This window comes from Stagnihabitans tardus (assembly GCF_009925085.1).
Taxonomy (GTDB): Bacteria; Pseudomonadota; Alphaproteobacteria; order Rhodobacterales; family Rhodobacteraceae; genus Stagnihabitans; species Stagnihabitans tardus.
Genome location: NZ_JAABNR010000002.1, coordinates 374,839 through 389,171 on the forward strand (window position 1 = coordinate 374,839; position 14,333 = coordinate 389,171).

Annotated in this window: 14 protein-coding genes; 5 read left to right on the top strand and 9 right to left on the bottom strand. The window is 68.0% G+C overall.

Going from position 1 to position 14,333, the window contains the following annotated elements; all coding sequences use genetic code 11:
* Positions 1–34 precede the first annotated feature (34 nt).
* Positions 35–490 (top strand): DUF1203 domain-containing protein, encoded by a 456-nt coding sequence (locus GV832_RS03520; RefSeq protein ID WP_168773430.1) that lies wholly within the window; start codon positions 35–37, stop codon positions 488–490.
* On the opposite strand, the gene GV832_RS03525 is transcribed toward GV832_RS03520, so the two are convergent.
* From GV832_RS03525 to GV832_RS03565, 9 genes are all read right to left on the bottom strand, one after another.
* Positions 487–912, bottom strand: coding sequence for a DUF2306 domain-containing protein (locus tag GV832_RS03525; RefSeq protein ID WP_168773431.1), 426 nt, complete (start codon positions 910–912; stop codon positions 487–489). The two genes, GV832_RS03520 and GV832_RS03525, sit on opposite strands and share 4 nt — an antisense overlap.
* Entirely contained in the window at positions 909–1,469 is a 561-nt protein-coding gene (locus tag GV832_RS03530; protein ID WP_168773432.1) for a YdeI/OmpD-associated family protein, read from the bottom strand. The genes GV832_RS03525 and GV832_RS03530 overlap by 4 nt, the downstream gene beginning before the upstream one ends.
* On the bottom strand, positions 1,462–1,872 hold the full coding sequence (locus GV832_RS03535) for a hypothetical protein (RefSeq protein ID WP_168773433.1): 411 nt from the start codon (positions 1,870–1,872) through the stop codon (positions 1,462–1,464). Before GV832_RS03535 ends, GV832_RS03530 begins: the two co-directional genes overlap by 8 nt.
* The gene (locus GV832_RS03540; protein ID WP_168773434.1) at positions 1,865–2,218 is read right to left on the bottom strand and encodes an MmcQ/YjbR family DNA-binding protein; all 354 of its coding nucleotides are present in this window, start codon (positions 2,216–2,218) and stop codon (positions 1,865–1,867) included. The genes GV832_RS03535 and GV832_RS03540 overlap by 8 nt, the downstream gene beginning before the upstream one ends.
* Complete coding sequence (gene polA, locus GV832_RS03545) at positions 2,215–5,016, bottom strand: DNA polymerase I (RefSeq protein ID WP_168773435.1); 2,802 nt, start codon at positions 5,014–5,016, stop codon at positions 2,215–2,217. Before polA ends, GV832_RS03540 begins: the two co-directional genes overlap by 4 nt.
* A gap of 250 nt (positions 5,017–5,266) precedes the next feature.
* Entirely contained in the window at positions 5,267–5,980 is a 714-nt protein-coding gene (locus GV832_RS03550; protein ID WP_168773436.1) for a TIGR02117 family protein, read from the bottom strand.
* A 5-nt stretch (positions 5,981–5,985) separates the two neighbouring features.
* On the bottom strand, positions 5,986–6,180 hold the full coding sequence (locus GV832_RS03555) for a zinc-finger domain-containing protein (protein WP_227754200.1): 195 nt from the start codon (positions 6,178–6,180) through the stop codon (positions 5,986–5,988).
* A 67-nt stretch (positions 6,181–6,247) separates the two neighbouring features.
* Positions 6,248–7,030: a hydroxypyruvate isomerase family protein gene (locus GV832_RS03560; RefSeq protein ID WP_168773437.1), complete on the bottom strand. Its 783-nt coding sequence runs from the start codon at positions 7,028–7,030 to the stop codon at positions 6,248–6,250.
* Positions 7,031–7,588 (bottom strand): DUF1285 domain-containing protein, encoded by a 558-nt coding sequence (locus GV832_RS03565; protein ID WP_168773438.1) that lies wholly within the window; start codon positions 7,586–7,588, stop codon positions 7,031–7,033.
* Positions 7,589–7,669: 81 nt separating this feature from the next.
* Here GV832_RS03565 and GV832_RS03570 point away from each other — a divergent pair, with 81 nt between their 5' ends.
* From GV832_RS03570 to GV832_RS03585, 4 genes are read left to right on the top strand one after another with little or no spacing between them, the layout of a single operon-like run.
* Positions 7,670–8,671, top strand: coding sequence for an AAA family ATPase (locus GV832_RS03570; protein WP_168773439.1), 1,002 nt, complete (start codon positions 7,670–7,672; stop codon positions 8,669–8,671).
* Positions 8,668–9,531 (top strand): DUF58 domain-containing protein, encoded by an 864-nt coding sequence (locus tag GV832_RS03575; protein WP_168773440.1) that lies wholly within the window; start codon positions 8,668–8,670, stop codon positions 9,529–9,531. Before GV832_RS03570 ends, GV832_RS03575 begins: the two co-directional genes overlap by 4 nt.
* Entirely contained in the window at positions 9,528–12,221 is a 2,694-nt protein-coding gene (locus tag GV832_RS03580; RefSeq protein ID WP_168773441.1) for a DUF4159 domain-containing protein, read from the top strand. Before GV832_RS03575 ends, GV832_RS03580 begins: the two co-directional genes overlap by 4 nt.
* On the top strand, positions 12,218–14,284 hold the full coding sequence (locus GV832_RS03585; RefSeq protein ID WP_168773442.1) for a glutamine amidotransferase: 2,067 nt from the start codon (positions 12,218–12,220) through the stop codon (positions 14,282–14,284). Before GV832_RS03580 ends, GV832_RS03585 begins: the two co-directional genes overlap by 4 nt.
* Positions 14,285–14,333: the final 49 nt, after the last annotated feature.

Genomic DNA, 14,333 nt, shown 5'->3' on the forward strand with positions numbered 1-14,333 from the left:
CGTGCCGGGCAGGGTGGTGAAAAAGGAGTGCCCGATGAACTTTTCCCCGATCCCCACCGACCAAGTCCGCGCCTGGCAGGCGGGAGCCCCCGACGCCAATGGCCAGAAGCCCGAGCGCCACATCAGCGACGGCGGCGGCAATCCCTGCCGCCATTGCCTGAAGATGATCCCCAAGGGCGCGCCGATGCTGATCCTGGCCCACCGCCCCTTCCCAGCCCCGCAGCCCTATGCCGAGATTGGGCCGATCTTCCTCTGCGCTGACCCTTGCGAGGCCGGGGGCGGCACGGATTTGCCCGCGATCCTGCAATCGCCCACCTATATCCTGCGCGGTTATGGGGCGGATGACCGGATCGTCTATGGCACGGGCGCGGTGGTGGCGACCGAAAGCCTCGCGCATGAGGCCGCCGCCCGGCTGGCCGATCCGCGCGTGGCCTATCTGCACCTGCGCTCGGCCCGGAACAATTGCTTCCAACTGCGGATCGACCGCTAGGGGGCGCAGGCGGGCGTGGCCAAGGCTGTGCCGAAGGTCACGTCATGCATGATCCGGCCCGGCAGAAAGGTGAAGACGCCTGCCAGCACGAGGGCGGTGAAGAACAGCATCTTCATCCCCTTGGCATGGGCCGTGATCCGTCCATGGCGGGCATGGAGGACCGCAAAGGGCAAAGAGACCAGCGTCAGCACCGACAAAAGGTGGATCGGGCTGAAGCCTCCGACCAGGCAGATCGAGTGGATGAAGAAGGAAGACCCCGCGATCAGCGCCATCAGCAGGACCCAAAGCCAGCCCAGAAGCCGATGCCTTGCGCCGCCCTTGGAGAGCGCCAGTTGCACCAGGCCCAGGAAAAAGGCCGCGATGGCGGGGAAGGCATGGAGCTGCACGGCGGGTTCGGCCTGAAGAAGGGGGGCAAGGGTCATGATCCGTGCAATCTTTCTCCACGCTCCAGCATGGCTATGAACTCCGCCACCTTGCGGGCGCGGGTCTCGGGGCGTTTGACCGCGTTCAGGCGGTAGACGATGGCAAAGCGGTTGCGGGCGTCAAGGGTCTTGAGCGCCTCCGCCGCCTTGGGGCTTGCCGCGACGGCGGCGAGGAAATCCTCGGGCAGGGCGTCGGTGGTGCGGTAGGCTTGCTCCCAGCGGCCATCGGCCTGTGCCGCCTGAACCTGGGCCAATCCGCGCGGGGTCATCTTTCCCTCCGCGATCAGCCGCTCGCAATGGGCGACGTTCCGGGCCGACCAGACGCTTTTTGGCCGCCTGGGCGTGAAGCGCTGCATGAAGCGCGTCGCGTCCACCGATTTGCGGATGCCGTCGATCCAGCCATTGGCCAGCGCGCCGATGACGGCGGTCTCCCAGTCGATGGAAGGAACGCCCGTGGCCTTCTTGTGATAGAGAACCCAGACCTCGGGCGCCTCGGGATTGGCAGAGAGCCAGGCCATCCAGACGTCCAAAGTGGCGAAGGGCAGGGGGTCACTCATCAGAAGCCCCGGGCGGAGGCCAATCGCCAATCTCTGGCGACCAGAGGCAATTGGAACCCGAGATGCCCAATTCTTGCCGAGACCGCAAGAAGTCTCCCGTGAAAGCCCCAGGAAACCCGTGATTTTCATCCTCCCGAATCTCCACGTGTTGGTCGAGAGGACGAGCGCGGCAATGCTCGCCCAAGTAGAGTTCGTTGGTCCAGGGATCGACTTCGTGGTCTTGCGTCGATGCGCTGTGCAGCCAGGACTTCGGATTGCGCGTGTTCACGGCGTCGATATCCGCGTTGACCCTCGTGTCGTGGGCGTTGCCTTTGTCGGGGTCGTCGGTCAACTCGGCCAGGGCCACTCCGGGCAGGGCCGCAAGGATCAGCGCAAGGGCAATGCGGTGGCGCTTGTCAGGCATGGGCCTTCTCCCAGTCCTTCAGCCAGCGTTTCGGCGCCATGTCGCGCCAGGTCTGCACCAGCCGCTCCCGCGCCCAATTGGGGTCGATCATCCCGGCTCGGACCAGCAAAAGCCCATGCGGCTGGTAATGCGGGTGGACGGGATAGCGCTCGGGGTCAAGGTCTTGCAGAAAATCGCGCTCCGCCTTGTCGGCTTTGAAGACCGCCGCATCGGTCAGGGCCGCCCAATAGACCCAGTTCTTGCCATGGGCCTTGAGCGTCTCATGGCCAAAGGGATAGGCGCGGACGACCTGCGGAAGGCCGAGGCCCTCCGCCAGGTCGCGCAGCTGATCCCAGGTCGCGATCAATGCGCCTCGGCCCAGTTGGCACCCTTGCCCGCCTCGACCACCAGCGGCACCTTGATGGCCACGGCGGGATGGGCGGCGCCCTCCATCACCTCTTTCGCCCGGGAGATCAGCGTGTCGGCGGCGGCCTCTTCGACCTCGAAGAGCAGCTCGTCATGGACCTGCAGGAGCATCTTGGCGGGCAGACCCGCGATGGCCTGAGGCATCCGGATCATCGCGCGGCGGATGATATCGGCGGCCGTGCCCTGGATCGGCGCATTGATCGCGGCGCGTTTGGCGAAACCGGCGCCGGGGCCGCGCGCGTTGATCTCGGGCGTGTGTATCTTGCGGCCAAAGAGGGTCTGGACGTAACCGCGCTCCTGCGCGAATTTCACCGTCGCGGCCATGTATTCCTTGATCCCCGGGAAGCGCTCGAAATAGCGGTCGATGAAGCCCTGGGCCTCTCCGCGCGGGATGCGCAGGTTCCGCGCGAGGCCAAAGCCCGAGATGCCGTAGATGACGCCGAAGTTGATCGCCTTGGCCTTGCGGCGGATGTCGCTGGTCATTTCCGACAGCGGCACGTTGAACATCTCTGACGCCGTCATGGCGTGAATGTCGATCCCGTCGCGGAAGGACTGTTGCAGCGCGGGGATATCGGCGACATGGGCGAGGATCCGCAGCTCGATCTGGGAATAGTCCAAGGAGACCAGAACCTTGCCCTTCGGCGCCACGAAAGCCTCGCGGATGCGGCGGCCCTCTTCGCTCCGCACCGGGATGTTCTGCAAATTCGGATCGGTCGAGGCCAAACGCCCCGTCACCGCCCCCGAGATGGAGTAACTCGTATGCACCCGCCCGGTTTCCGGGTTGATATGGTCCTGCAGCGCATCGGTATAGGTCGATTTCAGCTTCGAAAGCTGCCGCCAGTCCAGCACCCGCCCCGGCAGCTCATGCTCGGTCGCGAGGTCCTCCAGGATATCCGCCCCCGTCGAGTAAGCCCCGTTCTTGCCCTTCTCCCCACCCGGCAGGGACATCTTGTCAAAGAGGATCTCGCCCAGCTGCTTCGGGCTGCCCACGTTGAACTTCTCGCCGGCGAGGGTCTGAATCTCCTCCTCCAGCTGCGCCATCTTCTGGGCAAAGGCGCCGGACATGCGGCTCAGGACTTGCCGGTCCACCTCGATCCCCGCCATCTCCATCTCGGCCAGAACCGGCACCAAAGGCCGCTCCAGGGTCTCGTAAACCGTGGTGACCTTGGCCTGATGCAGCTTCGGCTTGAACATCTGCCACAGCCGCAGCGTCACATCGGCATCCTCGGCGGCATAGCGGGTGGCCTTGTCGATATCCACCCGGTCGAAGGTGACCGCCGACTTACCCGAGCCGATCAACTCCTTGATCGGAATGGGCGTATGGCCGAGGTAGGTCTGGGAAAGCTCGTCCATCCCGTGGTTGTGGAGGCCCGCATGCATGGCGTAAGACATCAGCATCGTGTCGTCGATGGGCGCGACCTGCACCCCCAGACGCGCAAAGATCTTGGCGTCGTATTTCATGTTCTGCCCGATTTTCAGGACCGAAGGATCCTCCAGCACGGGCTTCAAGGCCGCCAGCACGGCGTCGCGGTCCATCTGGCCCGGCACAAGCGTCACCTGGCCCAAAAGGTCATCCGTCCCGGTCCGGTGCAGAAGCGGCACGTAAGCAGCCACCCCGGGCTCGACCGCCAGCGAAATCCCCACGATCTCCGCCCGCATCTCGTCGAGGCTCGTCGTCTCGGTGTCCACCGCCAGCCAGCCGCGCTGGCGCGCCTGGTCGATGAAGCCCTGAAGCGTGGCCATATCCCGCACGCAGACATAAGAGCCGGGGTCGATCGGCGCCTGGGTGACCTCGGCCACCTCATGGGCGCCGGCGACTTCATACCCTTTGCCAGCCTCCAGGGCCGGAGCCGCAACCCCCAGCTTCTCCCCCACCCGCTTCATCAGCGTGGCGAATTCCATCTGTTTCAGGAAAGCCATCACCGCTTCGCCCTGCGGCGGCTGGAGTTCAAAGGACTCCAACGTCACGCCCACCGGCACATCATCGCGCAAGCGGACCAAATCGCGGGAGATGCGGATGAGGTCGGCATTGTCGACCAGGGCCTCGCGGCGCTTGGGCTGCTTGATCTCTCCGGCCCGGGCCAAAAGCGTATCCAGGTCGCCATATTCGTTGATCAGAAGCGCGGCGGTCTTCAGCCCGATCCCCGGCGCGCCGGGCACGTTGTCGACCGAATCCCCGGCGAGGCTTTGCACATCCACCACCCGCTCGGGCCCGACGCCGAACTTCTCCAGCACCTCTTCCCGGCCCAGGCGCTTGTTCTTCATCGGATCATGCATGTCGACGCCATCGCCGATCAGCTGCATCAGGTCCTTGTCCGAGGAGAAGATCGTCACCGTCCCCCCCGCCTCCTTGGCCTGGCGGGCAAAGGTCGCGATGATGTCATCGGCCTCGAAGCCGTCGATCTCCAGGCAGGCGACGTTGAAGGCGCGGGTGGCGTCACGGGTCAGGGGGAATTGCGGGCGCAGGTCCTCGGGCAGGGGGGGGCGGTTGGCCTTGTATTGGTCGTAGATCTCGTTGCGGAAGGTCTTTGACCCCGCATCGAAGATCACCGCGATATGGGTCGCCGCCTGGGCACGAGCGGCGGTCAGCTCGCCCCACAGAAGGTTGCAAAACCCCGCCACGGCGCCCACGGGCAGCCCATCCGACTTCCGCGTCAGCGGCGGCAGGGCGTGATAGGCCCGGAAGATAAAGGCCGATCCGTCGATCAGGTGAAGATGATGCCCTTTGCCGAATGCCATATGCGCCCCCTGTTTGCCGCCCCACCTTGCCACCAAAAACCGGCAACCGCCACGGGCCGCAAGCAGGGAATGATCGTTCCAAAGCCCTCACGCCTCCCGCATTCCCTCCGGCCCCGGAGAACCCAAAGCCCAAACCCCACCCAGTGCGGCTTTCAACTTGGCCCAAGTATCCACGGGGATTTTCAAGGGGAGCGTGCTCCCCTTGAAGCGGGGGGGCGGGGGCGGCAGCCCCCGCTTCCGCGCGCGGGGCTCAAGGGCGCAAGCCCGAAGCAGCCCCGCGCGCAACCTGCCTCCCGTGGAACCACCAGGCCGACAGGGCCACCGACTGCGGCAGGGGCGTCCAGGCCCCAAAGTCCACCCCGGCCCGGCGGAGTTCCTCGCCCACCCAGGCATTGCAGGTCCGCCACAGGCTGAACCGCCCCTCGGCCGGAAAGAAAAGATCGCCGCCATGGAAACCCGCGCCGGGCAGGGGCTCTGCCGCCATCTGCCCCCGGATCGAACGCGACAAGGCCGCCAGCTGCGCCTCCGAGACCGCGATCCAGCGGTCCGCCGCAACCTCTCCCGCCAGGTCGACATGCACGACCGCGTCATCCCCCGTCACGGCCCGCCAGACCGCCCCGGCGCGGATGTCCTGGTACCGCCCGGCCGAGGTATAGAACTCCCGCGCGCCCCAGCCCAGGACCAGGTAGCGCGCCTGCGGATGATCCAGCGCCATGCCCTCTGCGGCCAGGAAGCCGAAGTCGCGGCGCAAAGCGGGTGTCAGGGGCAGAAGGAAGTCGGTGTGGATCGGCCCCGCGATCAGGCCGATCCGCGTGTCGGCCCCGCCGTCGGACCGAGGTGTCACCGCTCCGGGCCACATCGCACCGGCCAAAAGGGCCAGGGCCAGCGCGGAAATCCCCAAGGCCAGGCCGCGCAGCCAGCGCAGCGGCCAGGCGGTCTTCCTGCCTCTTTCAGCGCTTCGCAACCGCCTCAGTGATCCGAATGGGCGTGGTCGCGGTCGATCTCGAAGCGCTTGTCGCAATAGCCGCATTCGACGAAGCCGGTGTCTTCGGGGATCGTCAGCCAGACGCGGGGATGGCCAAGCGCGCCTTCGCCACCGTCGCAGGCGATCTTCCACGAGGTCACTTTCTGAATCTCGGGCTGGGTCATGGGCGCTTTGCTCATCGTCTTGTCCTGAATTGGCGTTCCGGGAGGAAAATAGCCGCATTGCGGCGCGGGCGAAAGCCCCCCTTCACCCCTGGCCACCGATCAGCCGGTCGCGCGCCTTCAGCGCCGCGAGCCAGGCCAAGCCATGGACCGTGGCGCGGGTGGGTCGATACTCCGCCGCCACCCAGCCCTGGTAGCCCGAGGCATCAAGGTCTCGGAAAAGCGCCGTCAGGTCAAAGCCGCCACCCCCGGGCTCTCCCCGGTTCGGAAAGCCCGCGATCTGGACATGGGAAACCCGGGCCTGGTGCGCCTGCCAGACGGCCTGGGCATCGCCATGGATGCGCGCCGCGTGCCAAAGGTCGAACTGCAAGCCGATGCGCGGATGGTCGAGGTCCGCCAGGATGCGCCCCGCCTGGTCGAAGTCGTTCAGGAAATAGCCCGGCCAATCCTCGGCATTCAAGGGCTCGATGGTCAGGCCAAGCTCGGGCACCTGGTCCGCCGCCCAGGCCAGGTTCTCGGCGAAAACCTGGGTCGCCTCCGGACCCTTGGCACATCCCGCCATGACATGGATCTTGGCGGCGCCCAGGGCGGTCGCCACCTCGGCCGCCTTCAGGAAATGGCTGCGAAAGGCCTCCTCCGCCCCCGGCACGGCGGCATGGCCGCGCTCTCCGGCCGCCCAATCGCCCGGCGGCGTGTTGATCAGGGCCAGCGGCAGGCCGCCCAGCGCCGTCTTCCACTCCGGCGTCCCATGGTCATAGGGAAACAGCACCTCGACCCCATCGAAGCCCGCCTGATGCGCAAGGCCCGGCCTGTCAAGGACCGGCACCTCGGTGAACAGCAGCGTGATATTGGCGGCGTAACGGGGCATCTAGCTCAGGTCTGCGGATCGGATCACCGGAAAGAAGGCGCCCTGAGACCAGAGCCCGAACCAGCTAGCCCCGTCTTTTTCGTGATGGCAACCCAATTCGACCATGCGGTAGAAAGTCTTGCGGTCGATGAGCGCCCAAAGCCCGGCCCGGACATGGATATAGGGCGCCCCCTCCCGCATCTCGATCTCATGGCCCGGACCTGCCGCGACCTCGTCCTCGGTCTTGGTGACAAAGGTCAGGACCTGGTCGCGGCCCTCTCCGGTCACGGTGAAATCCACGGCCAAGAGGGGGGCGTCGTCGACCTGGATCTGCACCTTCTCGACCGGGGTGACCAGGAAGTAATCCTCCCCCTCGCGCTTCAGGATCGAGGAGAAGAGCTTCACCATCGGTGCCCGCCCGATCGGCGTGCCGAGGTAGAACCAGGTCCCATCCCTTGCGATCCGCATGTCGATGGGCCCGCAGAACGGCGGGTTCCACAGGTGAACCGGCGGAGGCCCCTTCTTCGCCGCCGCCCCCGCCGCTTTCATCAGCCCATCCGCATCCGGTTTCACGATCATTTGTGCCTGCACGCCTTTTGCCGTTTGTGCCTGCGCTCAAGATTGGGTTTAGTGGCACGGAAGTCCAGCAGGAGACCGAAGATGACGGATGCGACCCTTGTTCAGGCCATGGAAGACCTCGGCCAAAAGCTGGCAGCGGCGCGGGATTCGGTCGCGGGGCGCTTCATCGGGCAGGAAATGGTGGTCGAGCTGACCATGGCGGCTCTCTTGTCGGGAGGCCATGCGCTCTTGGTGGGTCTCCCGGGCCTGGGCAAGACGCTTCTGGTCGATACGCTCTCCACCGTCATGGGGCTCAAGGCCAACCGCATCCAGTTTACCCCCGACCTGATGCCCGCCGATATCCTGGGCTCCGAAGTGCTGGAGACGGCGGCCGATGGCTCGCGGTCCTTCCGCTTCCTGCCGGGTCCGGTCTTCTGCGAGCTTCTGATGGCCGACGAAATCAACCGCGCCAGCCCCCGCACGCAATCGGCTCTGTTGCAGGCGATGCAAGAGCGTGAGGTCACCATCGCGGGCGTCCATCGCAAGCTGGGGCCGCCCTTCCACGTCCTGGCCACGCAGAACCCCATCGAGCAAGAGGGCACCTATCCGCTGCCCGAGGCGCAGCTGGACCGCTTCCTCGTCCAGGTCGATGTCCCCTATCCGACCCGCGCGGCCGAGCGCGATATCCTTCTGGCCACCACTGGCGCCACCTCCACCCAGGCGGCGCAGGTCTTCACCCCCTCCGAGCTGATCGCGGCCCAGTCCCTGATCCGCCGCATGCCGGTGGGCGACAAGGTGGTCGAGGCGATCCTCGACCTCGTCCGCGCCTGCCGCCCCGGCGAGCCCGAGGGGCGCGAGTTGTCCGAGACGCTCTCCTGGGGCCCCGGCCCCCGCGCCGCCCAGGCCCTGATGTTGACGGTCCGGGCCAGGGCGCTTCTGCGCGGCGGGCTGGCGCCCTCCCTGGAAGACGTCGCCGCCATGGCCAAGCCCGTGCTGGAGCACCGGATGGCGCTCTCCTTCACCGCCCGCGCCCGGGGCGAGAACCTGGAGGCCATCATCGCCCGCACCACCGCGCGCATCCTGCGGCTTGAGGTCGCTGCGTGAGCCTGCAAGACCTCAGAGCCCGCGCCGAGGCGCTTGGCCATGCCCTGCCGCCGCTTCTGGCCGAGGCCGAGAGGCTGGCCCAGGCCGTGGTCTGGGGCGAGCATGGCCGCCGCAGGGCGGGCCGGGGCGATGACTTCTGGCAATACCGCGCGGCCCATGCGGGCGACGAATACCGCTCCATCGACTGGCGGCACTCGGCGCGCTCGGACGGGGCCTATGTGCGGGAGAAAGAGTGGCAATCGGCGCAGAGGGTGACGCTTTGGGTCGATCCCGGGGCCTCGATGTCCTTTGCGGGCCAGGGGCGGGCGCCGAAATCCGACCGCGCGCGGCTTTTGGCCCTGGCGCTGGCCGTGCTCTTGCTGCGCGGCGGTGAGCAGGTGGGCCTTGCCGGGGCCGAGCGCCCAAGGGCGGGCAAGGGCCAGATGCTGCGGCTGATCGAGCGCCTCTCCTTGGACCTGTCCGACGCCGATTACGGCGCGCCTTTGCCGGGCAGCTTCTCGGCCCAGGGGCGGGCGGTCTTCCTGTCGGATTTCCTGGGCGACCTTGCGCCCCTGCAAGCCGCCCTGTCCGAGGCCAGCGCCCAGGGTGTGCGGGGCCTTCTGGTGCAGGTGCTGGACCCGGCGGAGGAGGACTTCCCCTTCTCGGGCCGCACGGTCTTTACCTCGATGGGCGGCAGCCTGACCCATGAGACGCAATCGGCGGGTGACCTGCGCGACCGCTATCTCGCGCGCCTCGCCGAGCGAAAAGCGCGGCTGGCGGACCTCGCCCGGGCGGCGGGATGGCAGTTCCTGTCCCACCACACCGGGGACGCGGCGCAATCCGCGCTGCTTTGGGCCTATCGCGGGTTGGAGGGCAGATGATCGGCTTCGCCTCTCCGTTGATCCTTCTGGCGCTGGTGGCGGTGCCGGTCCTGTGGTTCCTGTTGCGCGCCATCCCGCCCGCGCCGATCAAGCGGCGTTTCCCGGGTGTCGCCCTGATGCTGGGTCTGGTCGATGAAGACCGCCAGGCGGCGCGCACGCCCTGGTGGCTTCTGGCGCTGCGGATGCTGGCGGTGACGGCGGCGATCCTGGGCTTTGCGGGGCCCATCCTGAACCCGCAGGAAACCGCCCTGACCCGGACGCCGCTTCTGGTGCTGCTCGACGGGGGCTGGGCCGAGGCGCCGGACTGGCCGCAGCGCCTCGCCAAGGCGCAGAGCCTGGTCGAGGGCGCGGGCCGCCTCGGTCGCCCGGTTGCCGTTGCGGTCCTTGCCGATGCGCCCCAGGCCATCACCTTCCAGGCCGCCGACCAGGTCCAGGGCCGCATCTCCGGCCTGACCCCGCGGCCCTGGCTGCCGCAGTTCATGCCCTGGGTCGCGGCCCTGCCCGAGGGGGAATTCGACACGGCCTGGGTCTCGGACGGTCTGAGCCACGAGGGGCGGCCCGTGCTGGCCGTGGCCTTGCAGGGCCGGGGCGCCCTGACCGTGCTGACCGGGACGGCACCCGTGGTGGCGCTTTTGCCCGCGACCACCGAGTCGGGGAAGCTGAAGGTTGCCGCCCTGCGCCATCCGGTGGGCGAGGGGCCGCAGACCCTGATCGCCCGGGGGCCGGACCCCTCGGGCCAGGACCGCGACCTGGCGCGCGAGACGCTGAACTTCGCCGGGGGCAAGGCCGAGGCGCTTCTGGACCTGCCGCCGGAACTCCGCAACCGCGTGACGCGCCTGGTGATCGAGGGCGCGGGCTCGGCAGGCGCCGTGGCGCTGGCGGGCGACAGTTTCAAGCGCCGCAAGATCGCTCTGGTGTCAGATGCCGCCGAGGGCGAGGGGCTGCAACTTCTGGCCCCCCTGCATTACCTGCGCCAGGCCTTGGCGCCCTCGGCCGACCTGATCGAGGGCGCGGTGGCCGATGTGGTGCCTGCGAAACCCGATGTCATCGTGCTGGCCGATGTGGCGACCCTGCCCGGTGCCGAGGCCGAGGCCCTGAAGGCCTGGGTCGAAAAGGGCGGGCTGCTACTGCGCTTTGCCGGACCCCGAATGGCGGCTGCCGATATGGGCGATGATCCCCTGATGCCGGTGCGGCTGCGCGCCGGGGGGCTCACCTCGGGCGGGGCGATGAGCTGGGGGGCGCCCAAGGGGCTGGCCGACTTCCCCGACAGCTCTCCGTTCCGGGGCTTGGCCCTGCCGACTGAGATGACAGTGAAGACCCAGGTTCTTGCCGAACCCGACCCGGACCTTCCGGACCGGACCCTGGCGGCCCTGGACGACGGCACTCCGCTCGTCACCCGCAAGACCCTGGGCCTGGGCCAGGTCGTGCTCTTCCACGTCACGGCCAATGCGGAATGGTCGGACCTGGCCCTGACCGGGCTCTTCGTGCAGATGCTGGAGCGGCTGGCGGTCTCGGCCAGCGGAGGGGCCGCGCCCGGGTCTCTGATTGGCCTGACCTGGACGCCCAAGCGGCTGATGGACGGCTTTGGCACCCTGCGCGATGCGGGGGGGCTTGCGGGCGTGCCGGGCGCCACCCTGGCGCGGGCGGTGCGCGGGGGGACCTTTGCCGAGGCGCCTCCGGGGCTTTATGAAAGCGAGACGCGGGTTGTGGCGATCAATGCGGTGCCCGAGGGCTTCATCATGGCCGAAGCAGGCTGGCCCGAGGGCGTGACCCGGGGCGACCTCTCCCTGCCGCAGGAACGCGCGCTGAAGGGGCCGCTCCTGGCCCTGGCGCTCGCGCTGATGGCGGTGGATATCCTGGCGACCTTGCAGGTCTCGGGGCGGTTGGCGCGGGCGGCGGTGCTGCTTTTGGCGCTGGCCCTGCCGCATGACGCCCGCGCCGATGACGAACGCGCCATTGCGGCGACCCAGGGCGTGGTCCTGGCCCATGTCCTGACCGGGGACGCCACGGTGGACGACACCGCCCAGGCCGGGCTTCAGGGCCTGTCGGACGAGCTGATGTATCGCACCGCCGTCGAGCCCCTGGCCCCCATGGGCGTCGATATCGAGACGGACGAGCTGGCCTTCTTCCCCTTCCTCTACTGGCCCGTCACTGCCGATGCCCCCGTGCCCTCCGCCGAAGCCTTCGCCAAGCTGAACCGCTATTTGCGGACCGGGGGGATGATCCTCTTCGACACCCGCGACGCGGAATATGGCCCGAACTCGCCCGAGGCCGAGGCCCTGCGCCGCATCGCCTCGGGCCTCGATATCCCGCCCCTGGAGCCGATCCCGGAGGATCACGTCCTGACGCGGACCTTCTACCTGCTGCAAACCTTCCCCGGCCGCTTCTCGGAGGCCACGCTTTGGGTCGAGGCCGCGCCGCCCGATGCCGCCCTGGCCGAGGGGATGCCCTTCCGCAACCTGAATGACGGCGTGACCCCGGTGGTCATCGGCGCCAATGACTATGCCAGCGCCTGGGCCGTGGATGGCGACGGGCTGCCCTTGCTGCCGGTCGGACGGGGCATGGCGGGGGAGGAGCAGCGCGAATATGCCTATCGCTTTGGCATCAACCTGATCATGCATGTGCTGACCGGGAATTATAAGTCGGACCAGGTCCATGTCCCGGCGCTGTTGGAGAGGCTGGGCGAATGAGAGAGGTCATCTTTCAGCCCCTGATCGGCGCGCCCCTGCTGATCGGCCTGGGGCTCGTCGTGGCCCTGCTTCTGGCGCTGGCGGTGTGGAAGCGGCTGGCGGGCTGGGCTTTGCGGGCCCTGGCGCTGGGCTTCCTGCTGGTCGCTTTGTGCAATCCCCTGATGCAGGACGAGGCGCGCAAGCCGCTTGCCGATATCGTCATCCTGGTGGTGGACAACAGTGCAAGCCAGGGCCTCTCGGACCGCGCCTTCCAGACCGCCCAGGCGGTGGAGGCGATCAAGGCCCGGGTCGGCACCCTGCCCAACACGGAACTGCGGATCGTCCAGCTGGGCGATGGGGCCGAGAATGCCGGGACACTGGCCATGGAGGCCCTCTCCCGTGCCGTGGCCGCCGAGCCCCAGTCGCGCATCGCGGGCGCCATCCTGGTGACCGATGGCCAGGTCCATGACCTGGAGGCCACGCCTGCCTTGCCCGCGCCCTTGCAGGTGCTGCTGACCGGGCGCAAGGGCGACTGGGACCGCCGCTTGCAGATCACCAATGCCCCGGCCTTTGCCATCATGGGCGAAAAGACCGTGCTGAAGTTCCGCATCGACGACCAGGGCGAGGCGCCTGCGGCCTCGACCGTCGATGTGACCATTGCCTTGGACGCCGATGCGCCCGCGACCTTCACCGTGCCGGTGGGCCAGGACCTGGAGCTGCCGATCCAGCTTCCCCATGCCGGGATCAACGTCTTGCAGCTCTCGGTCCCCGCCGCCGAGGGCGAGCTGACCGACCGCAACAATGCCGCCGTGGTGCAGATCAACGGCGTCCGCGATCGGCTGAGCGTGCTTCTGGTCAGCGGAGAGCCCAACCCGGGAGAGCGGGTCTGGCGCAACCTGTTGAAATCCGACCCCCAGGTGGACCTGGTGCATTTCACCATCCTCAGGCCGCCGGAAAAGCAGGACGGCATCCCGGTCAGCGAGCTGTCGCTGATCGCCTTTCCGACCAAGGAGCTTTTCGTCGACAAGATCCGCGATTTCGACCTGATCATCTTCGACCGCTATGCGATGCGGGGGATCCTGCCGCTGAGCTATCTGCAAAACGTGGTCGACTACGTGAACGAGGGCGGCACGGTGCTGGTCGCCGCAGGGCCGGAGTTCGGGACGGTGGACAGCCTCTGGCGCTCCCCCCTGGCGCAGGTCCTGCCGGTGGAGCCCACCTCGGTCATGATCGAAGAGGGTTTCCGCCCCGAGGTGACCGAGCTTGGCCGCCGTCACCCGGTGACCGAGGGGCTCGAGGCTCTGGCGCCCAAGGGCGGCTGGGGCCGCTGGTTCCGCCTGGTCGAGGTCAACCAGATCGCAGGCCAGGCCTTGATGTCGGGGCCGGAGGGGAAACCGCTGTTGGTCCTGAACCGGGTGGGCAAGGGGCGCGTGGCGGTCTTGGCCTCTGACCAGAGCTGGCTTTGGGGCAAGGGTTATGAGGGCGGCGGGCCGCAGCTGGAGCTTTTGCGGCGCCTCGGCCACTGGATGCTGAAACAGCCGGAACTGGAGGAAGAGAACCTCTCCGCCAGCGCCGAGGGCCAGGTCCTGACCCTGAGCCGCCGCACCGTGCTTGACACGGTGCCACCGCCGGTGACGGTGACGCTGCCCGATGGGACGGTCCAGACCCTGGTGCTGGAACAGAAGTCGCCCGGGCTTTACGAGACAACCTGGGAGGCGCCGCAGCTGGGGCTTTACCGGCTGCAACAGGGCGACTTGGCGCGGGTCGTGGCCGTGGGCCCCTCGGCGCCCAAGGAGTTCGAGGAGACCATCGCCACGGGCGACAAGCTGGTGGGCGTGGTCGAGCCGACACGGGGCGGGGTGATGCGGCTGGAGGCGGGGATTCCGGATATCCGGCTGGTGAACCAGGGCCGCCCGGCCGTGGGGCGCGGCTGGATCGGCATCACCCCGCGCGGCGCCTATGAGGCGGGCGAGATCTCGGTGGCGCCCTTGCTGCCCTCCTGGCTCTGGCTGATGCTGGCGGGGCTTGCGGCGGTGGCGGCCTGGCTGGTCGAGGGGCGGCGGCGAGGGGGCTCTGCCGACTGAGCCGCCTCCGCCAAAGGACGGCCTTGGGCCCTGCCGACTGTGGGGAGAG

Coding starts and splice junctions, on each gene's coding strand:
- GV832_RS03520 (WP_168773430.1), top strand. CDS start 35: ATGAACTTTTCCCCGATCCCCACCGACCAAGTCCGCGCCTGGCAGGCG.
- GV832_RS03525 (WP_168773431.1), bottom strand. CDS start 912: ATGACCCTTGCCCCCCTTCTTCAGGCCGAACCCGCCGTGCAGCTCCAT.
- GV832_RS03530 (WP_168773432.1), bottom strand. CDS start 1,469: ATGAGTGACCCCCTGCCCTTCGCCACTTTGGACGTCTGGATGGCCTGG.
- GV832_RS03535 (WP_168773433.1), bottom strand. CDS start 1,872: ATGCCTGACAAGCGCCACCGCATTGCCCTTGCGCTGATCCTTGCGGCC.
- polA (WP_168773435.1), bottom strand. CDS start 5,016: ATGGCATTCGGCAAAGGGCATCATCTTCACCTGATCGACGGATCGGCC.
- GV832_RS03555 (WP_227754200.1), bottom strand. CDS start 6,180: ATGAGCAAAGCGCCCATGACCCAGCCCGAGATTCAGAAAGTGACCTCG.
- GV832_RS03560 (WP_168773437.1), bottom strand. CDS start 7,030: ATGCCCCGTTACGCCGCCAATATCACGCTGCTGTTCACCGAGGTGCCG.
- GV832_RS03565 (WP_168773438.1), bottom strand. CDS start 7,588: ATGATCGTGAAACCGGATGCGGATGGGCTGATGAAAGCGGCGGGGGCG.
- GV832_RS03570 (WP_168773439.1), top strand. CDS start 7,670: ATGACGGATGCGACCCTTGTTCAGGCCATGGAAGACCTCGGCCAAAAG.
- GV832_RS03580 (WP_168773441.1), top strand. CDS start 9,528: ATGATCGGCTTCGCCTCTCCGTTGATCCTTCTGGCGCTGGTGGCGGTG.
- GV832_RS03585 (WP_168773442.1), top strand. CDS start 12,218: ATGAGAGAGGTCATCTTTCAGCCCCTGATCGGCGCGCCCCTGCTGATC.